The sequence below is a fragment of the Escherichia sp. KTE159 genome (assembly GCF_000408805.1).
Lineage (GTDB): Bacteria > Pseudomonadota > Gammaproteobacteria > Enterobacterales > Enterobacteriaceae > Escherichia > Escherichia marmotae.
Window position 1 is genome coordinate 264860 of sequence record NZ_KE137293.1, and the last position, 22039, is coordinate 286898.

Genomic DNA, 22039 nt, shown 5'->3' on the forward strand with positions numbered 1-22039 from the left:
TAAGGCAAGCCGCCAGACGTTACCAGGATTGGGTTGCTTTGAAGGAATCGAGGATGCCTTTCAGCTTGCCTTCGATTTCGTCGTTGTAGCCACCGGTCTGGTTGATCTCTTGCATCAACGGAGCGTGATCACGGTCGACGTAAGCCAGCAGAGCGGCTTCGAAGCTGCCGATTTTCGACAGTTCAACATCCGCCAGGTAACCACGTTCTGCTGCGAACAGAACCAGAGACTGCTGCGCAACGGACATCGGCGCATACTGTTTCTGTTTCAGCAGTTCGGTCACTTTCTGACCGTGGTCAAGCTGCTTACGCGTTGCATCGTCAAGGTCGGATGCAAACTGAGAGAACGCTGCCAGTTCACGATACTGCGCCAGAGCGGTACGGATACCACCGGACAGTTTTTTCATGATCTTGGTCTGTGCTGCACCACCAACACGGGATACGGAGATACCCGGGTTAACCGCAGGACGAATACCGGCGTTGAACAGGTTGGTTTCCAGGAAGATCTGACCATCGGTAATAGAGATTACGTTGGTCGGAACGAACGCAGAAACGTCACCAGCCTGAGTTTCGATAATCGGCAGCGCGGTCAGAGAACCGGTTTTCCCTTTCACTTCACCTTTGGTGAAAGCTTCAACGTATTCGGCGTTAACACGCGCAGCACGCTCCAGCAGACGAGAGTGGAGGTAGAATACGTCACCCGGGAATGCTTCACGTCCTGGCGGACGACGGAGCAGCAGGGAGATCTGACGGTAAGCAACAGCCTGTTTAGACAGATCATCGTAAATGATCAGCGCATCTTCACCACGGTCACGGAAGTATTCGCCCATTGCGCAACCCGCATACGGTGCCAGGTATTGCAGTGCAGCGGATTCAGACGCGGTTGCTACCACAACGATGGTGTTAGCCAGTGCGCCGTGCTCTTCCAGTTTACGTACCACGTTAGAAATGGTGGACGCTTTCTGACCGATAGCAACATAGATACATTTGATACCGGAATCGCGCTGGTTGATGATGGCATCGATAGCCAGTGCGGTTTTACCGGTCTGACGGTCACCGATGATCAATTCACGCTGACCACGACCGATTGGGATCATGGAGTCAACAGCTTTATAACCAGTCTGTACCGGCTGATCTACGGACTGACGTTCGATAACGCCCGGAGCGATAGCTTCTACAGCAGAGAAGCCGTCGTGATCCAGCGGACCTTTACCGTCGATTGGCGCACCCAGAGTGTTAACCACACGGCCCAGCAGGCCACGGCCAACCGGAACTTCCAGGATACGGCCAGTACACTTAACTTTCATGCCTTCGGCAAGGTCAGCGTACGGACCCATAACAACCGCACCTACAGAGTCGCGCTCGAGGTTCAGTGCGATAGCGTAACGGTTACCCGGCAGGGAGATCATTTCACCCTGCATACAATCGGCCAGGCCGTGGATGCGGATAACACCGTCACTTACAGAAACAATAGTACCTTCGTTGTGAGCTTCACTCACAACATTGAACTGAGCAATGCGCTGCTTGATCAGTTCGCTGATTTCGGTGGAATTCAGTTGCATGCTCCAGTCCCCTTAAGACTGCAAGACGTCTGCAAGGCGCTCAAGACGACCGCGTACGCTGCCATCAATGACCATATCACCCGCTCGGATGATAACGCCTGCCATTACAGACTTATCGATTTTGCAATTCAGCTTAACTTTGCGTGACAGACGTTTTTCCATCGCAGCAGAAATTTTCGCGAGCTGTTGTTCACTCAGCGCGGCAGCGGAAATGACGTCTACCTCAGCGGTAGCCTCACTCACAGCACGCAGGTGAATAAACTGCTCCAGAACATCCGGGAGCGCGTTAAGACGACCATTTTCAGCCATAACCCGAATCAGGTTCTGACCGTTTTCGTCCAGTTGCTCACCACAAACTGCGATAAACGACCCGGCGAGCGTTTCTGGTGCCAGTGCACCAGACAGAAGCTCTGCCATCTGTTCGTTTTTGGTTACCTCGGCGGCAAACGCCAGCATGTCCTGCCAGCGTTCTACACTTTGGTGTTCGACGGCAAAGTCAAAAGCTGCTTTGGCGTAGGGGCGAGCTACCGTAATAAATTCAGACATCAGCCCCTCCCTCCTTACAGTTCAGCGACAAGTTTATCCACGATGTCGCTGTTAGCAGCTTCATCCACGGAACGTTCGATGATCTTCTCGGCGCCAGCAACAGCCAGGATAGCAACTTGCTTACGCAGCTCTTCACGGGCACGTTTACGCTCGGCTTCAATTTCCGCCTGCGCCTGAGCCACGATTTTAGTACGTTCCTGTTCTGCCTCAGCTTTAGCTTCGTCCAGAATCTGAGAGCGACGTTTGTTCGCCTGCTCGATGATTACCTGGGCTTCCGCTTTCGCTTTTTTCAGCTGGTCGGTCGCGCTGGCCTTTGCAAGGTCAAGGTCCTTGTGTGCTCGTTCTGCGGAAGCAAGACCGTCAGCAATTTCTTTTTGACGTTTTTCGATGGCAGCCATTAATGGCGGCCATACGTACTTCATGCAGAACAGAACGAACAGGACAAACGCGATGGCCTGGCCGAGGATTGTTGCGTTAAGATTCACAGCACAATGCCTCTATTTAGTTAACGTTCTGATATTGCTCTTTAAATAAAAGCAACGCTTACTACGCGACAGCGAACATCACGTACAGACCCAGACCTACAGCGATCATCGGGATAGCATCCACCAGACCCATAACGATAAAGAACTGAGTACGCAGCAGTGGAATCAGATCCGGTTGACGCGCTGCGCCTTCCAGGAATTTACCCCCGAGGATGCCGATACCGATCGCAGCACCGATTGCCGCCAGACCCATCATCACAGCGGCAGCCATGTACAGCAGATCCATATTCAGGTTTTCCATGACAGTCTCCAGTTTGTTTCAGTTAAAACGTAGTAGTGTTGGTAAATTAATGTTCTTCAGACGCCATCGACAGATAGACGATCGTCAGAACCATGAAGATGAAGGCTTGCAGCGTAATAATCAGGATGTGGAAAATGGCCCACGGCACATTCAGGATCCACTGTGACCACCACGGCAACAGACCAGCAATCAGAATGAAAATCAGCTCACCCGCGTACATGTTACCGAACAGTCGCAAACCGAGTGAAACAGGTTTGGACAGCAGGCTTACCCCTTCAAGGATTAAGTTGACAGGAATGAACGCCCAGTGATTGAACGGCTGCAGCGTCAACTCTTTCGTGAAGCCGCCGATGCCTTTCATTTTGATGCTGTAGAACAGAATCAGGATAAATACGCCCAGTGCCATAGACAGCGTTACGTTCACGTCAGCAGACGGAACCACACGCAGAGCAGGCAGCCCCAGTACATGTTCAGCAATGTACGGCAGCAGATCGATAGGCAGTAAGTCCATCAGGTTCATCAGGAACACCCAGACAAAAATCGTCAGGGCCAGCGGAGCAATCAGCTTACTTTTGCCATGGTACATGTCTTTCACGCTACCATTAACAAAGCCGATTACCAGCTCAATCGCGGTCTGAAACTTACCTGGTACGCCGCTGGTTGCCTTTTTGGCTACGCTACGGAATAAAACCAGGAACAACAGACCCAGCACCACCGAGAAGAACATGGAGTCAATATTAATTGTCCAGAAGGTGGCTGGGGGGTTATGCGGATCCACCAGCGAGAATGTACGCAGGTCCAACTGAAGGTTATTCAGGTGGTGTCCTATGTAATCCTGCGGCGTCATATTTTCTGAAGCCATGATGCCTTTTACCCTTTGTTGTTAATTACAGCCGGCGCCAGTATCTGAACCACCAGCACCAAAACCCACGTAACGATCAGCGGCAAGAATACCGCCTTTAAAACCGCCAACGCCACCACCAGTAACACCAACATTGCCAGAACTTTGAAAGCTTCGCCTAAAGCGAATGTCCAGGCTACCCGGCCTTTCGCTGGTGTATGCGCCTGGTGACGCCAGGCAAATATCATAAACAAAACGTTAGGCAGAAAGACTGCCAGGCCCCCGCTTAACGCAGAGACGCCCCAGAAGGGGTCTTTGAGGCTGAACAGCAATCCACTTGCTATCACCACCAGTAACTGAACGAGCAGAAGCTTCCGAGCAACGTTTCGACTCAAGAGCGACACAGACATCACGTTTTTCACTCCTGCTCCCTTCGAGGTATGCCGCGTGTCGTATAAAACTTTCTTTAAGGCTTAGAGTCAAGCATCAAAAAGCGGTCAAATTATACGGTGCGCCCCCGTGATTTCAAACAATAAGTAGCCAAAAGGTGAATAAATGTTTAAATATTTTTCCAGTGCATACAATTGCGACTTTTCTGCTAACCATGTCGGATCATGAAAAACTGTAAATAACGCGTAAACACTGGTGATAAAGCGTGCTTCAGATCACATATCGCGCATGTTCGCGCACAGCATATTTATTTACTTGGCAAATGATGCCATTGCAAGCTTCTGATATTTCAGTCTAAAAACAGATACTGTTTTCATAAATGACATTTACATAACAAAAACCAGCCATTGACATTCTTAATAATATTTTAACAGCAAGTTATGCTTCTTAGCGCCGATTTTTAGCCGGCTGATATTTTCACTAATGACTTATTTTCTGCTTATCAAAAAAAGCCACGTTACAGTATTGAATCAAAATCGTGAACGTGGCGTTAAATGTAACCAGTTATATCAGTAAAAAACCCGGTTGTTGTTAACAGTCAAACCGATTAATTTTTTATGATTTTTTTGATAAAAATTAAATTTTATTTGCTTTAATCACCACCAGATGACGTTCGCCATCCAGAGCCGGAACCTGAAGTTTAACCACTGATTCAACCTGATATTCTGCTGGTAGCAGGGCCATTTCATCTTCTGGCATTTGGCCTTTCAGCGCATAAAAACGACCTTGTTCACCAGGAAGATGATGGCACCAGCTCACCATATCGTTCAGAGAGGCAAAAGCACGGCTAATCACACCATCAAACGGTGGCTCTGACGGAAACTCTTCTACCCTACTCTGTACTGGCTCAATGTTCTCCAGTTTTAACTCATGTTGCACCTGACGAAGGAAGCGCACGCGTTTACCGAGGCTATCCAGCAACGTGAAGTGGGCCTCAGGACGCACAATAGAGAGTGGAATACCTGGCAGACCCGGTCCTGTACCGACATCGATAAAACGTTCACCTTGCAGATACGGTGCCACGACAATGCTGTCGAGAATATGGCGTACCAGCATCTCATTAGGATCGCGGACCGAAGTCAGGTTGTACGCCTTATTCCATTTATGCAGCATATTTACGTAGGCAATAAGCTGATTTTTCTGGTGATCGGTAAGCGAAATTCCTGCGTCTTTCAGCAGTGAAGAGAGTTTGTTGAGCACGGTGATTACCTGTTCTTGATGCGTTGCCCGGTAAGCGGGTGCTTACCAGGCATTTTTAATGCGTTATGCGCTACGACGCAGCATACCTTGTTTTTTCAGCCACACCAGCAGAATGGAGATGGCCGCAGGCGTGACGCCAGAAATACGCGAAGCCTGACCAATAGAGGCCGGTTTGTGATCGTTGAGTTTAGCGATCACTTCGTTAGACAGACCGGATACCTGGCGGTAATCCAGTGTCGCAGGCAGCAGTGTGTTCTCGTTACGCTGCTGTTTTTCGATCTCATCCTGTTGGCGCGCAATATAACCCTCATATTTAACCTGAATCTCAACCTGTTCCGCCGCCTGCTCGTCTGTCAACGCAGGGGCAAACGGCGTCAGCGAGGTTAATTTTTCATAGGTCATTTCCGGACGACGCAACAGATCTTCACCACTGGCTTCACGGGAAAGCGGCGCAGTCAGGTGAGCATTCACTTCGGCAGCAGCTTCCGCCGACGGGGTTACCCAAGTGGATTTCAGACGCTGACGCTCACGCTCGATATTTTCGAGTTTCTCGTTAAAGCGCGCCCAACGTTCATCGTCAACCAGCCCCAGATCACGTCCGATTTCAGTCAGACGCAGGTCGGCGTTATCTTCGCGCAGCATCAGACGATATTCCGCACGAGAGGTAAACATACGATACGGTTCTTTAGTACCCAGTGTGCAGAGGTCATCTACCAGTACGCCGAGGTACGCCTGGGAGCGCGCCGGTGCCCAGCCTTCTTTGTCTGCAGACAGGCGAGCGGCGTTAAGACCGGCCAGCAAACCTTGCGCCGCCGCTTCTTCGTAACCTGTAGTGCCATTAATTTGACCGGCAAAGAACAGCCCCTGGATAAACTTGCTCTCCAGCGTAGGTTTCAGGTCACGCGGATCGAAGAAGTCATATTCAATGGCATAACCCGGACGCACGATCTTCGCGTTTTCCATCCCCTGCATGGAGCGGACGATTTGCATCTGCACATCGAACGGCAGGCTGGTGGAGATACCGTTCGGATAAATTTCGTTAGACGTTAACCCTTCTGGCTCAAGGAAGATCTGATGCTGGTTTCTGTCAGCAAAGCGCATGACTTTGTCTTCGATCGACGGACAGTAGCGTGGGCCGACACCTTCGATCACTCCGGCATACATCGGACTGCGATCGAGGTTACTGCGGATCACGTCATGCGTTTTTTCGTTGGTATGGGTGATGTAGCACGGCACCTGCTGTGGATGCTGGGCCGCATTGCCCATAAACGAGAACACCGGCATCGGGTTATCGCCATGCTGTTGTGCAAGGACGCTAAAGTCGATGGTACGCGCATCAATACGCGGCGGTGTCCCGGTTTTCAGACGACCAACACGCAGCGGAAGTTCACGTAAACGGCGCGAGAGCGGAATGGATGGAGGATCGCCAGCACGACCACCGCTGTAATTATCCAGACCGATATGAATCTTACCGTCAAGGAAAGTCCCGACAGTAAGAACGACAGCTTTGGCACGGAATTTCAGGCCCATTTGGGTAACAGCGCCGACCACGCGATCGTTTTCGACAATAAGATCTTCAACCGCCTGCTGGAAGATCATCAGGTTCGGTTGATTCTCCAAAGCAGTACGTACCGCTTGACGATAGAGCACGCGATCCGCCTGTGCCCGGGTAGCCCGAACCGCTGGCCCCTTGCTGGCGTTTAGTATCCTAAACTGAATACCTGCATGGTCGATCGCTTTTGCCATCAGACCGCCGAGTGCATCCACTTCTTTTACCAGATGTCCCTTCCCAATACCGCCGATCGCCGGGTTGCAGCTCATCTGCCCCAGAGTGTCGATATTGTGTGTCAAAAGCAGAGTCTGTTGACCCATACGCGCCGCGGCCATCGCTGCCTCGGTGCCTGCATGACCCCCGCCAATGATGATGACGTCAAAAGGATCCGGATAAAACATGGTGATTGCCTCGCATAACGCGGTATGAAAATGGATTGAAGCCCGGGCCGTGGATTCTACTCAACTTTGACGGCTTGAGAAAGACCTGGGATCCTGAGTATTAAAAAGAAGATCTTTTTATTTAGAGATCTGTTCTATTGTGATCTCTTATTAGGATCGACCTGGTCTGTGGATAACAAGGATCTGGCTTTTAAGATCAATGACCTGCTGAGGATCATTAGCTGTGAATGATCGGTGATCCTGGTCAGTATAAGCTGGGATCAGAATGAGGAGTTATGCACAACTCAAAAACTGAACAACAGTTGTTCTTTGGATAACTACCGGTTGATCCAAGCTTCCTACCAGAGTTATCCACAGTAGATCGCACGATCTGTATAGTTATTTGAGTAAATTAACCCACGATCCCAGCCATTCTTCTGCCGGATCTTCCGGAATGTCATGATCAAGGATGTTGATCTTCAGTGTTTCGCCAATCTGTTTCGCACCGGAATTTTTGAGTTCAGCATCGAGTTTATCGATAGCACCACAAAAAGTGTCGTATTCACGACTACCAATGCCGATTGCGCCAAAGCGTACCGCAGAAAGATCGGTTTTTTGTTCCAGCAATGCTTCATAGAAAGGAGAGAGGTTGTCCGGAATGTCTCCGGCACCGTGGGTAGAACTGATAACCAGCCAGATCCCAGAGGTAGATAACTCTTCTAACAACGGGCCGTGCAGCGTTTCGGTGGTAAAACCTGCCTCTTCCAGCTTTTCAGCCAGGTGTTCTGCCACATATTCGGCACCACCGAGGGTGCTACCGCTGATAAGAGTAATATCTGCCATAAACCGCCACCTTTTTTAAGAGTGGCGTATTGTACGCTGTGAACGCTTTGGGATCTACCTGTGGAAAAGTATGGGATTAAAAAAGTCGATCATGGCTTGATAGTACGCATGATCGGGTTCTGCAGTACGATCAGAGTTTCAGTGGACTGAATTTCATCAATTGTTTGGATCTTGTTGATAAGTACATGCTGGAGAGCGTCGATCGAGCGGCACATTACCTTAATAAAGATGCTGTAGTGGCCGGTGGTGTAATAGGCTTCAGTTACTTCATCAAGGCTTTCCAGTTTTGCCAGCGCGGAAGGATAGTCTTTGGCGCTCTTCAATATAATGCCGATAAAGCAGCCTACGTCATAACCGAGCTGTTTCGGGCTAACATCAATCCGAGCACCAGTAATAATCCCTGCCTGCTTCATTTTCTCTACGCGAACGTGGATCGTTCCCGGACTGACGCCAAATTGTTTCGCCAGTTCGGCGTAAGCGGTACGCGCATTGCCCATTAATGCTTCCAGAATGCCGCGGTCCAGATTGTCGATTTGATAATTTTCCATAGATTTTTCTTATGAATATTAATGATTCAGTCTATTTTAGACTTAATTTTTAATGAATCAAAAGTAAGTAAGGCTTTTTATTGAATGATTATTGCATGTGTGCCGGTTTTTGTTGCTTAATCATAAGCAACAGGACGCAGGAGTATAAAAAATGAAAACCGCTTACATTGCCAAACAACGTCAAATTAGCTTCGTGAAATCTCACTTTTCTCGTCAACTGGAAGAACGCTTAGGGCTGATTGAAGTCCAGGCGCCAATCCTTAGCCGTGTGGGGGATGGCACGCAGGATAACTTGTCGGGCTGTGAAAAAGCGGTGCAGGTAAAAGTGAAAGCGCTGCCTGACGCCCAGTTCGAAGTGGTTCATTCACTGGCGAAGTGGAAACGTCAGACATTAGGGCAACACGACTTCAGCGTGGGCGAAGGGCTTTACACGCACATGAAAGCCCTTCGCCCCGATGAAGACCGTCTTTCCCCGTTGCACTCGGTCTATGTTGATCAGTGGGATTGGGAACGCGTAATGGGCGACGGTGAGCGCCAATTCTCCACTCTGAAAAGCACGGTAGAGGCGATCTGGGCGGGAATTAAAGCGACCGAAGCCGCAGTTAGCAAAGAGTTTGGCCTGGCACCGTTCCTGCCGGATCAGATCCACTTTGTACATAGTCAGGAATTACTGTCCCGTTATCCGGATCTTGATGCCAAAGGGCGTGAGCGGGCGATTGCGAAAGATCTTGGCGCGGTATTCCTCGTCGGAATTGGCGGCAAGTTAAGCGATGGCCACCGCCACGACGTGCGCGCACCGGATTATGATGACTGGAGTACTCCTTCAGAGCTTGGATATGCGGGGTTGAACGGCGATATTCTGGTGTGGAACCCCGTACTGGAAGATGCGTTTGAGCTTTCTTCAATGGGTATCCGTGTGGATGCCGAGACGTTGAAACATCAACTGGCGCTGACCGGTGATGAAGATCGTCTGCAACTGGAGTGGCATCAGGCGCTGCTGCGCGGCGAAATGCCACAGACTATCGGCGGCGGTATCGGTCAGTCTCGTTTAACCATGTTGTTGCTGCAACTGCCACATATTGGGCAGGTTCAGTGCGGCGTATGGCCTGCGGCCGTTCGCGAGAGCGTCTCTTCTCTGTTGTAATGACTTATCGCCGCCAGCGTCTGAGCAGGCGGCTACGCATCCCGGTATCAAAGCGCCAGATATGATCGAAAATGCGCATGATGCCGGGTTTGCCGTGCGCCGACATCGCCACGGCATGAAAGCGATGCTGATGTACCCGCTGCAACTCTTTTACTTTACTCGTCACGTCGTCAGGCAACCGTTGGGCGATAAAATCAGAAATCACCACCGCATCGGCGTCAAACCATTCCCGGCTTTGCAAGCGCTCCATAATGGCGCGAAAACAACTGGCAAGATCGGTGCCGCCACGAAACTGCTGGCTTAAAAAACGGATCGCTTGTTCGATGCCTTGTGGGCCTGAAAGCTCATAACGGACGATCTCGGTGGAAAATAACATAATAAAGCAGCGCCTATTTTCAGCGAGGGCAATGCGCATCAAGGCCAGACAGAACGCTTTCGCGCACTGTTCATTAAAGCCGCCCATTGAGCCAGATGTATCTACGCAGACAATAAACGGCCCGCGCGGCTGTTCGTCATAATCTTTATGGACGACCGGACGTTCGATAACTTTTTCACGCCATGATTCACCGTGCAGGCGATAAGTGAGCAACTGTTTTTCCACCAGCCGACGGTAAAATTCATACTCCAGTTCAGTAATGCCCAGAGTCGCCAGTTCCGGCGGCAGAAGGCGTAAAATATCATCGCTTTGCTGCAAGCCATCAACCTGCTCAGGAACGGTCGCTGGTTCGCGTACCATTGTGCGGAAGGTTTCCATCTGCGCATCGTTGCGGGGGATCGATTTTGCTTCCCGTGAACGCCCTAACTGTTCTGCCAGACGTTTCAGCTCCGGCTGCTCGTTAAGAAATTCACCATATTTCACAATTAACTGATAGTCGCCGCGTTTGAGCTGACCGGCGCTCATATCCCACAGGCGACCGGCTGCGGTGTTGTTTTCCGCCAGAACCGGTTCAAGTTGACCGCTTAACGTCATGCGTTCCTGAACCTCGCTCAACAGTTGTTCGCGTTCTTCTTCTAATAATTGTTGATTTAACGTCGTCGCTTGCACGATCAGACTTAAGCGCCAACGTTGGAGAAAAAGCGTGTGTAATGCTGGGGTGATCGTGTTGTTGGCATCAACCAACTGCCGGGCTTGTTCGGCCCATGGGGAATTTAGTCGATGCAGTAAGTCCAGGATCTGCGGTAACTGCACAATAAATTTCGGTGTGGAGAGAAGTTGGCTTTGCTGATAGCACATGACCTCTTCAGTGAGTTCCTGTGGGACGCGTGCATCTTTCAGCCGACTGCGCAGCGCCTCACGCCAGCGGGGAATATCATCAGTGATTGCCGCCTTCAGGCGTGGGAATTTTTCAAAGAAAACAGCCAGTTGTGGCGAGGCCAACAGCGTGATGATCATCTCTTCGATCAATCCCTCTTCGCTGACGGCCAGCATTACATTAAGCGTATCCAGTGTTAGCATTGTTGCGCCTGGCGAATCTGGGCACCGACATCCTGTAGGCTGGCTTCAATGCGACCTAACCAGTCGCTATGGATAAACAGACATTTTTGCTGTTCGCTGAATAAAACTTGTTGTTTACGCCAGTCACTTTCAAGCTCTTCCAGTTGTTGTTTTATTTCGCCAGGCAGGCCTTCTGCAGATGTGCCGGGGAGAGCCAGTGTCGTACCCTGCAAACTGACATCACGGACAACAAGATGTTGGGCGCTATCAACTTCCATATTCAGCTTCTGGGCAAAACCAATACCATTTAATTTGCCGCGAATTTCACCGCCTTTGTTCAGCCACTGTTCCAGTGCGCTACGCTCAAAAGCGATATGAACCACTTCCATATCATGCAGTTTTAATGGTTTTTGCAGCAGCAGGGTCAACGTGGAAGCGGTAACGTTGGCTGGAAGTTGATATTGTGGGCGACGGCTGAACATACCGCCCTGACGAATCACGGTAAAAGCCGTTTTATCGCTTTGTTGTTGCTGAAGTTGCAGGCGACGCTGCACAATCGCGCCCAGGCGAGTCAACATCCCTTGCTGTTGCCATGCGTGACCGGTCATCAATACATCAATTTGTTGTTGAATCAAATTCAGGCTTTGCGCGTCATACCACAGGCAATCTTTCAGCAAGATCAGATCAATCGGGGCAACCGCATTGCGACCGCTAAAAAAGGCGCTGGCCTGCAGTAAACGGATCGCTTTTTTCCAGCGGCGATCGGAAATATAGGGGGCATCCGGCAATTTATCCAGTTGTTGGCGCAGCATAAAAATCAGCTCAAATACATGATCGGGCAGCGTAATTTCACTAATCTCTTTCTGCCAGCGTTCATATTCCTCATCTGTAACCTGTAGAGAGGGAGGAACGGGATTGTCATTTTCATCCTGTTGGCTGGTCAACATGGAGCGGAAATTCGCTTTATCCTGCACTTTATCTAACCACAGACGAATCAGCATACGGTCATATAACGCTTCCAGGCTACTGTCTGCTTCCGGCAGTTCGTTGGAGGCCGCCACCAGCAAGCGCATAGGAATTTTTTCGACATGTGCACCGTTGCGGAAGTGGCGTTCATTAATAGCGGTCAGTAGGGTATTAAGAATCGCTGGCCCGGCTTTCCAGATCTCATCAAGAAAGACGATTTCTGCTTCCGGCAGGTAACCGCTGGTTAAACGCTCATAGCGGCCTTCATCTTTTAGCGCCTGAATGGAAAGCGGGCCAAAAACTTCTTCCGGGGTGGAGAAGCGGGTCATCAGATATTCAAACGCGCGAGCATTTTGAAAGGCGAATTTTAAACGCCGGGCAATCAGACTTTTGGCAATACCTGGCGGGCCGAGCAGGAATACGCTTTCGCCGCTTAATGCCGCTAACAAACACAGGCGGATGGCGTGGCTACGTTCATAAAGCCCCTTTTCCAGCGAACTGCTCAGGCGGGAAATTCTTTCCGCTAATAAATGAGGGTGAGCCATAATGAAGTGGCGTCCTTTCGTCAAAAGTTCTGCGTAAACTGCGAGTATAGACGTTTCTTGATGGTGGCAAAAATAGTCTCAAAGGAGGGCTATTTTTCTTTGAGCCAGGTTAATGTGACCGCATTTAGGAGTACGATTTTGCCGTTAATCGTGCATACTGAACGCTTTTTTGTGGGCCAAGGGACTACGCACACATTTCATATTTCAACGAAAGACTAGTCTATGAGCACTGATAATAAGCAATCGTTGCCCGCGATTACCCTCGCGGCGATTGGAGTTGTCTACGGCGATATTGGTACCAGCCCGTTATATACGCTTCGTGAATGTTTGTCCGGCCAGTTTGGTTTTGGCGTTGAACGCGATGCCGTGTTTGGCTTTTTATCGCTGATCTTCTGGCTGCTAATCTTTGTGGTTTCCATAAAATATCTCACCTTCGTGATGCGTGCAGATAACGCCGGTGAAGGGGGAATTCTGACGCTGATGTCGCTTGCCGGGCGCAATACGTCGGCGCGAACGACCTCAATTCTGGTGATTATGGGGCTAATAGGCGGCAGCTTTTTCTATGGTGAAGTTGTCATAACACCCGCCATTTCGGTAATGTCTGCCATCGAAGGTCTGGAAATCGTCGCCCCACAACTGGACACCTGGATTGTTCCCCTCTCAATCATCGTTCTCACGTTACTGTTTATGATTCAAAAACATGGCACTGCTATGGTCGGTAAGCTTTTTGCGCCGATTATGCTGACCTGGTTTTTGATTCTGGCAGCTCTTGGGTTACGTAGCATTATTGCCAATCCAGAAGTGTTGCATGCCTTAAACCCAATGTGGGCGGTGCATTTCTTCCTTGAATATAAAACCGTTTCCTTTATTGCGTTAGGCGCGGTGGTTCTGTCGATTACCGGTGTTGAGGCGCTGTACGCTGATATGGGGCACTTTGGTAAGTTCCCGATTCGCCTGGCATGGTTTACCGTCGTACTGCCTTCTTTAACCCTTAACTACTTCGGTCAGGGGGCGCTGCTGTTAAAGAACCCGGAAGCGATTAAAAACCCGTTTTTTCTGTTGGCACCGGACTGGGCGCTGATCCCGCTGCTGATCATCGCCGCACTGGCAACGGTAATTGCCTCGCAGGCGGTTATCTCTGGTGTCTTCTCATTGACGCGTCAGGCGGTACGTCTGGGCTATTTGTCTCCGATGCGCATTATTCACACTTCTGAAATGGAATCGGGGCAAATCTACATTCCATTTGTGAACTGGATGCTTTATGTCGCAGTCGTGATTGTGATAGTCAGCTTTGAGCACTCCAGTAACCTGGCGGCGGCATATGGGATTGCAGTTACCGGAACTATGGTACTGACGTCTATTCTTTCAACTACCGTGGCGCGCCAGAACTGGCACTGGAATAAGTATTTTGTTGCGCTGATTCTGATTGCCTTCTTGTGTGTTGATATCCCGCTGTTTACCGCTAACCTCGATAAACTGCTCTCCGGTGGCTGGTTGCCATTGAGCCTCGGTACGGTGATGTTTATCGTGATGACCACCTGGAAGAGTGAGCGTTTCCGCCTGCTGCGGCGGATGCATGAACATGGTAACTCTCTGGAGGCGATGATTGCTTCGCTGGAGAAATCACCGCCTGTTCGTGTGCCCGGAACTGCGGTGTATATGTCGCGCGCAATCAATGTCATTCCCTTTGCTCTAATGCATAACCTCAAACATAACAAGGTATTGCACGAGCGGGTTATTCTGTTAACTCTGCGTACTGAAGACGCGCCATATGTCCATAACGTCCGTCGGGTACAGATTGAACAACTGTCGCCTACTTTCTGGCGCGTGGTGGCAAGTTACGGCTGGCGGGAAACGCCAAACGTAGAAGAAGTTTTCCACCGCTGTGGTCTGGAAGGGTTAAGTTGTCGAATGATGGAAACGTCCTTCTTTATGTCACATGAATCACTGATCCTCGGCAAACGTCCGTGGTACTTACGTTTGCGCGGCAAGCTGTATTTGCTGTTGCAACGTAATGCGTTGCGCGCTCCGGATCAGTTTGAAATCCCACCAAACCGGGTTATCGAGTTGGGTACACAGGTCGAGATCTAACCCCAGACGCCTCCTTTCTCCATAAGGGGGCGTTTTTATTTTCATTGTTTGCTCTCGATATAAAACGTTTCGATGTTGATCACATTTCTGCAACGTCGCGATGGTTTTCCTTAATTAGACGGGATTAAACTGCGGGTCAGCGAAACGTTTCGCTGATGGAGAAAAAAATGAAAAAAGGCGCCGTTCTTAATTCAGGTATTTCGTCGGTGATCTCCCGCCTGGGGCATACCGATACGCTGGTGGTGTGTGATGCTGGTTTACCTATCCCCAAAAGTACAACGCGTATCGATATGGCATTAACCCAGGGCGTACCTTCTTTTATGCAGGTGCTGGGCGTCGTCACAAGTGAAATGCAGGTCGAGGCTGCCATTATCGCGGAAGAGATCAAACAACATAATCCGCAACTCCATGAAACGTTGCTCTCACATCTTGAGACGCTGCAAAAACACCAGGGAAATTTCATTGAAATTCGTTACATCACGCATGAACAATTCAAACAACAAACCGCAAACAGTCAGGCGGTAATTCGCAGCGGGGAGTGTTCCCCGTATGCGAATATCATTCTCTGTGCTGGCGTGACGTTCTGAGGCCGCCATGGAAGCATTACTACAGCTTAAAGGTATCGATAAAGCCTTCCCGGGCGTAAAAGCGCTTTCGGGAGCCGCGCTAAATGTCTATCCGGGTCGCGTGATGGCGCTGGTAGGTGAAAATGGCGCGGGTAAATCCACCATGATGAAAGTGCTTACCGGTATCTATACCCGTGATGCTGGTACGCTTTTATGGCTGGGCAAAGAAACGACGTTTACCGGGCCGAAATCTTCTCAGGAAGCTGGAATTGGCATTATCCACCAGGAACTGAATCTGATCCCGCAACTGACCATTGCGGAAAATATTTTCCTCGGCCGAGAGTTTGTGAATCGTTTTGGCAAAATTGACTGGAAAACCATGTATGCCGAAGCGGATAAATTGCTGGCTAAACTTAATCTGCGGTTTAAAAGCGACAAGCTGGTGGGCGATCTTTCCATCGGTGACCAGCAGATGGTTGAAATCGCGAAGGTATTAAGCTTTGAGTCGAAAGTTATCATTATGGATGAACCGACCGATGCGCTGACCGATACCGAAACCGAATCCCTGTTCCGCGTCATTCGCGAGCTGAAATTGCAAGGGCGCGGCGTTGTCTATATTTCCCACCGTATGAAAGAAATCTTCGAGATTTGTGATGACGTTACGGTTTTTCGTGACGGGCAATTTATTGCCGAGCGTGAAGTGGCATCACTAACCGAAGATTCGCTGATTGAGATGATGGTGGGTCGCAAACTGGAAGAACAATATCCACACCTGGAAAAAGCGCCGGGAGATATCCGTCTGAAAGTTGATAATCTCTGCGGACCTGGCGTTAACGATGTCTCTTTTACCCTACGTAAAGGTGAAATTCTCGGCGTCTCTGGTTTGATGGGCGCCGGCCGCACCGAACTGATGAAAGTGCTCTACGGCGCGCTGCCGCGCACCAGCGGTTACGTCACTCTGGATGGGCATGAAGTTGTTACCCGTTCACCGCAGGATGGCCTGGCAAATGGCATTGTGTATATCTCCGAAGACCGCAAACGCGACGGTTTAGTGCTGGGCATGTCAGTAAAAGAGAACATGTCGCTAACTGCCCTGCGTTACTTCAGCCGTGCTGATGGCAGTCTGAAGCATGCCGATGAGCAACAGGCGGTGAGTGATTTTATTCGTCTGTTCAATGTGAAAACGCCGTCGATGGAACAGGCAATTGGTCTGCTTTCCGGTGGCAATCAGCAAAAAGTGGCGATTGCCCGCGGTCTGATGACGCGCCCGAAAGTGCTTATCCTTGATGAACCCACCCGTGGCGTGGATGTCGGCGCGAAAAAAGAGATTTATCAACTGATCAACCAGTTCAAAGCCGATGGTTTGAGCATCATTCTGGTGTCATCGGAAATGCCAGAAGTATTAGGCATGAGCGATCGCATCATCGTTATGCATGAAGGGCATCTCAGCGGGGAATTTACTCGTGAGCAGGCCACCCAGGAAGTGTTAATGGCTGCCGCTGTGGGCAAGCTTAATCGCGTGAATCAGGAGTAAAAAAATGACAACCCAGACTGTCTCTGGTCGCCGTTATTTCACGAAAGCGTGGCTGATGGAGCAGAAATCGCTTATCGCTCTGCTGGTGCTGATCGCGATTGTCTCGACGTTAAGTCCGAACTTTTTCACCGTTAATAACTTATTCAATATTCTCCAGCAAACCTCGGTTAACGCCATTATGGCGGTCGGCATGACGCTGGTGATCCTGACGTCGGGTATCGACCTGTCCGTCGGTTCTCTGCTGGCGCTAACTGGCGCAGTTGCTGCCTCCATCGTTGGCATTGAAGTTAACGCGTTGGTGGCTGTTGCTGCCGCACTGGCATTAGGAGCTGCAATTGGCGCGGTAACCGGGGTGATTGTAGCGAAAGGCCGCGTCCAGGCGTTTATCGCTACCCTGGTGATGATGCTTTTACTGCGTGGCGTGACGATGGTTTACACCAACGGTAGCCCGGTGAATACCGGCTTTACCGAGAACGCCGACCTGTTTGGCTGGTTTGGTATTGGTCGTCCGCTGGGCGTACCGACGCCTGTGTGGATCATGGGTATTGTCTTCCTCGCGGCCTGGTACATGCTGCATCACACGCGTCTGGGGCGTTACATCTACGCGCTGGGTGGCAACGAAGCGGCAACGCGTCTTTCTGGTATCAATGTCAATAGAATCAAAATCATCGTCTACTCTCTTTGTGGACTGCTGGCATCGCTGGCTGGGATCATTGAAGTAGCGCGTCTTTCCTCTGCGCAACCGACGGCGGGGACTGGCTACGAGCTGGATGCCATTGCCGCGGTGGTTCTGGGGGGTACGAGTCTGGCAGGCGGAAAAGGTCGCATTGTTGGGACATTGATCGGCGCATTAATTCTTGGCTTCCTTAATAATGGTTTGAATTTGTTAGGTGTTTCCTCCTATTACCAGATGATCGTCAAAGCGGTGGTGATTTTGCTGGCGGTGCTGGTAGACAACAAAAAGCAGTAATAACGACTACAGGACATCTTGAATATGAACATGAAAAAACTGGCTACCCTGGTTTCTGCTGTTGCGTTAAGCGCCACCGTCAGTGCGAATGCAATGGCAAAAGATACCATTGCGCTGGTGGTTTCCACGCTCAATAACCCGTTCTTTGTATCGCTGAAAGATGGCGCGCAGAAAGAGGCGGATAAACTCGGCTATAACCTGGTGGTGCTGGACTCCCAGAACAACCCGGCAAAAGAACTGGCGAATGTGCAGGACTTAACTGTTCGCGGCACCAAAATTCTGCTGATTAACCCGACCGACTCCGACGCGGTAGGTAACGCCGTGAAGATGGCCAACCAGGCGAACATCCCGGTAATCACTCTTGACCGCCAGGCAACGAAAGGCGACGTTGTTAGCCACATTGCTTCCGATAACGTACTGGGCGGCAAAATTGCCGGTGATTACATCGCGAAGAAAGCAGGTGAAGGGGCGAAAGTTATCGAATTGCAGGGCATCGCCGGTACATCCGCTGCTCGCGAACGTGGCGAAGGCTTCCAGCAGGCCGTTGCAGCTCACAAATTTAACGTTCTCGCCAGCCAGCCAGCAGACTTCGACCGTACCAAAGGTCTGAACGTGATGCAGAATTTGCTGACGGCGCACCCGGATGTGCAGGCTGTATTCGCGCAGAACGATGAAATGGCGCTGGGCGCACTGCGCGCTCTGCAAACTGCCGGTAAATCGGATGTGATGGTCGTCGGATTTGACGGTACGCCGGATGGCGAAAAAGCGGTTAATGATGGCAAACTAGCAGCGACTATCGCTCAGTTACCCGATCAGATTGGCGCGAAAGGCGTCGAAACCGCCGATAAAGTGCTGAAAGGCGAGAAAGTTCAGGCTAAGTATCCGGTTGATCTGAAACTGGTTGTTAAGCAGTAGTCTTTAATCAGGTTTTATAACCTGATGGTGGCATAAATACGGCATCGACAGATGAACGTGTAATATAAAGAAAAGCAGGGCACGCGCCACCCTAACCCGGTGGCGCATTTTATGGACATCCCGAATATGCAAAATGCAGGCAGCCTCGTTGTTCTTGGCAGCATTAATGCTGACCATATCCTTAATCTTCAATCTTTTCCTACTCCAGGCGAAACCGTAACCGGTAACCACTATCAGGTCGCATTCGGCGGTAAAGGCGCGAATCAGGCTGTGGCCGCAGGGCGTAGTGGCGCGAATATTGCGTTCATTGCCTGCACAGGGGATGACAGCATTGGTGAGAGTGTTCGTCAGCAACTCGCCACTGATAATATTGATATTTCTCCGGTCAGCGTGATCAAGGGCGAATCGACAGGCGTAGCGCTGATTTTTGTTAATGCCGAAGGCGAGAACGTTATCGGCATTCATGCCGGGGCTAACGCAGCCCTTTCCCCAACGCTGGTGGAAGCGCAACGTGAGCGTATTGCCAACGCGTCGGCATTATTAATGCAGTTGGAATCACCACTCGAAAGTGTGATGGCAGCGGCGAAAATCGCCCATCAAAATAAAACTATCGTTGCACTTAACCCGGCTCCGGCTCGTGAACTTCCTGACGAATTGCTGGCGCTGGTGGACATCATCACGCCAAACGAAACGGAAGCAGAAAAGCTCACCGGTATTCGTGTTGAAAATGATGAAGATGCGGCGAAAGCTGCGCAGATACTACATGAGAAAGGTATCCGTACTGTACTGATTACCTTAGGGAGCCGTGGCGTGTGGGCCAGTGTGAATGGCGAAGGTCAGCGCGTACCTGGATTCCGGGTTCAGGCTGTTGATACTATTGCTGCCGGAGATACTTTTAATGGCGCGTTAATCACGGCGTTGCTGGAAGAAAAAACATTGCCTGAGGCGATTCGTTTTGCCCATGCTGCCGCTGCGATTGCTGTGACACGTAAAGGTGCACAACCTTCCGTTCCCTGGCGTGAAGAGATCGATACCTTCTTAGACAGGCAGAGGTGACGCTTGGCTACAATGAAAGATGTTGCCCGTCTGGCGGGCGTTTCTACATCGACAGTTTCTCACGTCATCAATAAAGATCGCTTCGTCAGCGAAGCGATTACCGCCAAAGTTGAAGCGGCGATTAAAGAACTCAATTACGCGCCATCAGCTCTGGCACGTAGTCTCAAGCTCAATCAAACACATACTATTGGCATGTTGATCACTGCCAGTACCAATCCTTTCTATTCTGAACTGGTGCGTGGCGTTGAACGCAGTTGCTTTGAACGCGGTTATAGCCTTGTTCTCTGCAATACCGAAGGCGATGAGCAGCGAATGAATCGCAATCTGGAAACGTTGATGCAAAAACGTGTCGATGGTTTGCTATTACTCTGTACTGAAACACACCAGCCTTCGCGTGAGATCATGCAACGCTATCCAACAATTCCTACCGTGATGATGGACTGGGCGCCGTTCGATGGCGACAGCGATCTCATTCAGGATAACTCGTTTCTGGGGGGGGATTTAGCGACGCAATATCTGATCGACAAAGGCTATACCCGTATTGCCTGTATTACCGGCCCGCTGGATAAAACGCCTGCACGTTTGCGGCTGGAAGGTTACCGGGCGGCAATGGATCGTGCTGGACTGGAAGTTCCTGATGGCTATGAAGTGACAGGCGATTTTGAATTTAACGGCGGGTTTGACGCGATGCAGCAGTTATTATCGCATCCGTTACGTCCCCAGGCTGTGTTTACTGGAAATGACGCGATGGCGGTCGGTGTGTACCAGGCGTTATACCAGGCTGGGTTACATGTTCCGCAGGACATCGCGGTGATTGGTTATGACGATATTGAACTGGCACGTTATATGACGCCACCGCTCACCACAATTCATCAACCGAAAGATGAACTGGGAGAGCTGGCAATTGATGTACTTATCCACCGGATGGCTCAACCAACCTTACAGCAACAACGATTACAACTCACCCCGATTCTGATGGAGCGCGGTTCTGCTTAGATTTTAAGCAAAATATTGCCGCCGTTAACGTATAACTGATAATGGCCGATTGCATGGCAAGGGGTGAGCGATTGAGGCTATGAGCGATAGCGGGGAAGGAAGTATTCAGAATGGCGGCATCGAGAGTCTGCATAAAGAAGGTCATTGCCGCAATCCACAATAAACTCGCCATACCACGCTTTTTATCGCTCATTCAGTGTTTCGTTAGGCTGTCTCACTTCTCGAGGGGAAGTAGCAGTGCCTGACAAGCTTTGAAAGCTGCGTTGCCATCACTATGGATTATCGCATCAACGATCGCCTGGTGCTGATCCAGTTTTATTACAGTGTTGCTGGTTATCGATGTAAAGTAGGTGTGATAAACCGAATGAAATAACGAGGCGAAAGAGGTCAAAAACGGGTTAGCACTCATTTTATAAATGTGTTCATGCCAGGCCATATCAACCTCAACCCAACGTTCCCGGCGGAAATTTTCTTTTAATGCCACCATTTCGGCCATCAGCGTATTAAGATGTGCCTTCTGTTCTGCGGTGCCCATCGTTGCTGCCAGTAAGCAGGCTTGCGGTTCCAGACAGATACGCATAACCAGAAAATGATCAATAACTTGATGAAAGTTATCTTCCGTCATCCACCAGGTAAGCAACTCTTGATCAAGAAAGTTCCAGTTGGATTGCGGCATGACACGCGTACCAATTCGTGGACGTGGCAAAACCATTCCTTTTGCCGTTAACGTCTTGACCGCTTCGCGTACCGCAGTACGGCTCACTCCAAATTGCTCACCCAGCTCAATTTCACCAGGCAGAATGGTGCCGGGTGCGTATTCACCTTTTAAGATCCGTTGCGCCAGCTTCTCAGCCAGAACATACGAAAGGTTTTTCTGTGCAGCTAACTGTTGTGCGCTTAATGGCATACTCATCTTCCTTATTCTTTTTTTCATCCTTAGTATGCCACCAGGAAGTGTGATTGCGGTTGCAAAAACGGCAAATTGCTTGTTTTATGGCGCATTAACAGGTGTTTTGATGAAAAAACACGCATTCGGAAAATTATTTTAAATTTCCTCTTGTCAGGCCGGAATAACTCCCTATAATGCGCCACCACTGACACGGAACAACGGCAA

At 50.2% G+C, this 22039-nt stretch carries 21 protein-coding genes and 1 pseudogene; 8 read left to right on the forward strand and 14 right to left on the reverse strand.

Annotated elements, in window-relative coordinates:
* Positions 1 to 19 precede the first annotated feature (19 nt).
* The 10 genes from atpA to asnC all read right to left on the reverse strand — a co-directional run bounded on the left by atpA (position 20) and on the right by asnC (position 8707).
* On the reverse strand, positions 20 to 1561 hold the full coding sequence (atpA, locus tag A31E_RS03780; RefSeq protein ID WP_001176745.1) for a F0F1 ATP synthase subunit alpha: 1542 nt from the start codon (positions 1559 to 1561) through the stop codon (positions 20 to 22).
* A gap of 12 nt (positions 1562 to 1573) precedes the next feature.
* Complete coding sequence (atpH, locus tag A31E_RS03775) at positions 1574 to 2107, reverse strand: F0F1 ATP synthase subunit delta (protein WP_001288591.1); 534 nt, start codon at positions 2105 to 2107, stop codon at positions 1574 to 1576.
* A gap of 14 nt (positions 2108 to 2121) precedes the next feature.
* Positions 2122 to 2592: a F0F1 ATP synthase subunit B gene (gene atpF / locus A31E_RS03770; RefSeq protein WP_001052219.1), complete on the reverse strand. Its 471-nt coding sequence runs from the start codon at positions 2590 to 2592 to the stop codon at positions 2122 to 2124.
* A gap of 61 nt (positions 2593 to 2653) precedes the next feature.
* On the reverse strand, positions 2654 to 2893 hold the full coding sequence (gene atpE / locus A31E_RS03765; protein ID WP_000429386.1) for a F0F1 ATP synthase subunit C: 240 nt from the start codon (positions 2891 to 2893) through the stop codon (positions 2654 to 2656).
* A 46-nt stretch (positions 2894 to 2939) separates the two neighbouring features.
* Positions 2940 to 3755: a F0F1 ATP synthase subunit A gene (gene atpB, locus A31E_RS03760; protein WP_000135618.1), complete on the reverse strand. Its 816-nt coding sequence runs from the start codon at positions 3753 to 3755 to the stop codon at positions 2940 to 2942.
* An 8-nt stretch (positions 3756 to 3763) separates the two neighbouring features.
* Positions 3764 to 4144 (reverse strand): F0F1 ATP synthase subunit I, encoded by a 381-nt coding sequence (atpI, locus tag A31E_RS03755; RefSeq protein ID WP_000116664.1) that lies wholly within the window; start codon positions 4142 to 4144, stop codon positions 3764 to 3766.
* A gap of 616 nt (positions 4145 to 4760) precedes the next feature.
* Positions 4761 to 5384: a 16S rRNA (guanine(527)-N(7))-methyltransferase RsmG gene (rsmG, locus tag A31E_RS03750; protein WP_000932858.1), complete on the reverse strand. Its 624-nt coding sequence runs from the start codon at positions 5382 to 5384 to the stop codon at positions 4761 to 4763.
* 63 nt (positions 5385 to 5447) lie between these two features.
* The gene (gene mnmG / locus A31E_RS03745) at positions 5448 to 7337 is read right to left on the reverse strand and encodes a tRNA uridine-5-carboxymethylaminomethyl(34) synthesis enzyme MnmG (RefSeq protein WP_016249433.1); all 1890 of its coding nucleotides are present in this window, start codon (positions 7335 to 7337) and stop codon (positions 5448 to 5450) included.
* 378 nt (positions 7338 to 7715) lie between these two features.
* Positions 7716 to 8159: an FMN-binding protein MioC gene (gene mioC, locus A31E_RS03740; protein ID WP_000763754.1), complete on the reverse strand. Its 444-nt coding sequence runs from the start codon at positions 8157 to 8159 to the stop codon at positions 7716 to 7718.
* Between the two features lie 89 nt (positions 8160 to 8248).
* A complete protein-coding gene (asnC, locus tag A31E_RS03735) occupies positions 8249 to 8707 on the reverse strand; it encodes a transcriptional regulator AsnC (protein ID WP_000433019.1) in 459 nt (152 codons plus the stop codon).
* 151 nt (positions 8708 to 8858) lie between these two features.
* Between asnC and asnA the strand changes: the two genes are divergently transcribed.
* The gene (gene asnA, locus A31E_RS03730) at positions 8859 to 9851 is read left to right on the forward strand and encodes an aspartate--ammonia ligase (protein ID WP_000845139.1); all 993 of its coding nucleotides are present in this window, start codon (positions 8859 to 8861) and stop codon (positions 9849 to 9851) included.
* Between the two features lie 4 nt (positions 9852 to 9855).
* Here the strand turns inward: asnA and viaA are convergent, their stop codons facing one another.
* The gene (viaA, locus tag A31E_RS03725; RefSeq protein WP_016249434.1) at positions 9856 to 11307 is read right to left on the reverse strand and encodes an ATPase RavA stimulator ViaA; all 1452 of its coding nucleotides are present in this window, start codon (positions 11305 to 11307) and stop codon (positions 9856 to 9858) included.
* Positions 11301 to 12797, reverse strand: coding sequence for an ATPase RavA (ravA, locus tag A31E_RS03720; protein WP_016249435.1), 1497 nt, complete (start codon positions 12795 to 12797; stop codon positions 11301 to 11303). The genes viaA and ravA overlap by 7 nt, the downstream gene beginning before the upstream one ends.
* A 222-nt stretch (positions 12798 to 13019) precedes the next feature.
* On the opposite strand from ravA, the gene kup reads away from it, so the two are divergent.
* From kup to rbsR, 7 genes are all read left to right on the forward strand, one after another.
* Entirely contained in the window at positions 13020 to 14888 is a 1869-nt protein-coding gene (gene kup / locus A31E_RS03715; RefSeq protein ID WP_000102299.1) for a low affinity potassium transporter Kup, read from the forward strand.
* A 167-nt stretch (positions 14889 to 15055) separates the two neighbouring features.
* Positions 15056 to 15475: a D-ribose pyranase gene (rbsD, locus tag A31E_RS03710; RefSeq protein ID WP_001517414.1), complete on the forward strand. Its 420-nt coding sequence runs from the start codon at positions 15056 to 15058 to the stop codon at positions 15473 to 15475.
* 7 nt (positions 15476 to 15482) lie between these two features.
* The gene (gene rbsA / locus A31E_RS03705) at positions 15483 to 16988 is read left to right on the forward strand and encodes a ribose ABC transporter ATP-binding protein RbsA (protein ID WP_000387763.1); all 1506 of its coding nucleotides are present in this window, start codon (positions 15483 to 15485) and stop codon (positions 16986 to 16988) included.
* Positions 16989 to 16992: 4 nt separating this feature from the next.
* Positions 16993 to 17958, forward strand: coding sequence for a ribose ABC transporter permease (gene rbsC / locus A31E_RS03700; RefSeq protein ID WP_000211871.1), 966 nt, complete (start codon positions 16993 to 16995; stop codon positions 17956 to 17958).
* A gap of 24 nt (positions 17959 to 17982) precedes the next feature.
* On the forward strand, positions 17983 to 18873 hold the full coding sequence (gene rbsB / locus A31E_RS03695) for a ribose ABC transporter substrate-binding protein RbsB (protein WP_001056270.1): 891 nt from the start codon (positions 17983 to 17985) through the stop codon (positions 18871 to 18873).
* A 126-nt stretch (positions 18874 to 18999) separates the two neighbouring features.
* Positions 19000 to 19929, forward strand: a complete 930-nt coding sequence (rbsK, locus tag A31E_RS03690) for a ribokinase (protein WP_001517412.1) — start codon at positions 19000 to 19002, stop codon at positions 19927 to 19929.
* A gap of 3 nt (positions 19930 to 19932) precedes the next feature.
* Complete coding sequence (rbsR, locus tag A31E_RS03685) at positions 19933 to 20925, forward strand: ribose operon transcriptional repressor RbsR (RefSeq protein ID WP_000224458.1); 993 nt, start codon at positions 19933 to 19935, stop codon at positions 20923 to 20925.
* A gap of 13 nt (positions 20926 to 20938) precedes the next feature.
* On the opposite strand, the pseudogene A31E_RS24780 reads toward rbsR, so the two are convergent.
* Together A31E_RS24780 and A31E_RS03680 are read right to left on the reverse strand one after the other, a co-directional pair.
* Positions 20939 to 21118 (reverse strand): annotated as a pseudogene (locus tag A31E_RS24780) (MFS transporter); the annotation flags it as partial.
* 21 nt (positions 21119 to 21139) lie between these two features.
* Positions 21140 to 21832, reverse strand: coding sequence for a FadR/GntR family transcriptional regulator (locus A31E_RS03680; protein WP_001131156.1), 693 nt, complete (start codon positions 21830 to 21832; stop codon positions 21140 to 21142).
* Between the last annotated feature and the right edge of the window lie 207 nt (positions 21833 to 22039).

Bases quoted from the DNA above. Each gene is read 5' to 3' on its own strand.
- rbsK (WP_001517412.1), top strand. From the start codon at position 19,000: ATGCAAAATGCAGGCAGCCTCGTTGTTCTTGGCAGCATTAATGCTGAC.
- kup (WP_000102299.1), top strand. From the start codon at position 13,020: ATGAGCACTGATAATAAGCAATCGTTGCCCGCGATTACCCTCGCGGCG.
- mioC (WP_000763754.1), bottom strand. From the start codon at position 8,159: ATGGCAGATATTACTCTTATCAGCGGTAGCACCCTCGGTGGTGCCGAA.
- atpB (WP_000135618.1), bottom strand. From the start codon at position 3,755: ATGGCTTCAGAAAATATGACGCCGCAGGATTACATAGGACACCACCTG.
- asnA (WP_000845139.1), top strand. From the start codon at position 8,859: ATGAAAACCGCTTACATTGCCAAACAACGTCAAATTAGCTTCGTGAAA.
- viaA (WP_016249434.1), bottom strand. From the start codon at position 11,307: ATGCTAACACTGGATACGCTTAATGTAATGCTGGCCGTCAGCGAAGAG.
- atpI (WP_000116664.1), bottom strand. From the start codon at position 4,144: ATGTCTGTGTCGCTCTTGAGTCGAAACGTTGCTCGGAAGCTTCTGCTC.
- atpH (WP_001288591.1), bottom strand. From the start codon at position 2,107: ATGTCTGAATTTATTACGGTAGCTCGCCCCTACGCCAAAGCAGCTTTT.
- rbsD (WP_001517414.1), top strand. From the start codon at position 15,056: ATGAAAAAAGGCGCCGTTCTTAATTCAGGTATTTCGTCGGTGATCTCC.
- atpE (WP_000429386.1), bottom strand. From the start codon at position 2,893: ATGGAAAACCTGAATATGGATCTGCTGTACATGGCTGCCGCTGTGATG.
- ravA (WP_016249435.1), bottom strand. From the start codon at position 12,797: ATGGCTCACCCTCATTTATTAGCGGAAAGAATTTCCCGCCTGAGCAGT.
- rbsA (WP_000387763.1), top strand. From the start codon at position 15,483: ATGGAAGCATTACTACAGCTTAAAGGTATCGATAAAGCCTTCCCGGGC.
- mnmG (WP_016249433.1), bottom strand. From the start codon at position 7,337: ATGTTTTATCCGGATCCTTTTGACGTCATCATCATTGGCGGGGGTCAT.
- A31E_RS03680 (WP_001131156.1), bottom strand. From the start codon at position 21,832: ATGCCATTAAGCGCACAACAGTTAGCTGCACAGAAAAACCTTTCGTAT.
- asnC (WP_000433019.1), bottom strand. From the start codon at position 8,707: ATGGAAAATTATCAAATCGACAATCTGGACCGCGGCATTCTGGAAGCA.
- rbsC (WP_000211871.1), top strand. From the start codon at position 16,993: ATGACAACCCAGACTGTCTCTGGTCGCCGTTATTTCACGAAAGCGTGG.
- rbsB (WP_001056270.1), top strand. From the start codon at position 17,983: ATGAACATGAAAAAACTGGCTACCCTGGTTTCTGCTGTTGCGTTAAGC.
- atpA (WP_001176745.1), bottom strand. From the start codon at position 1,561: ATGCAACTGAATTCCACCGAAATCAGCGAACTGATCAAGCAGCGCATT.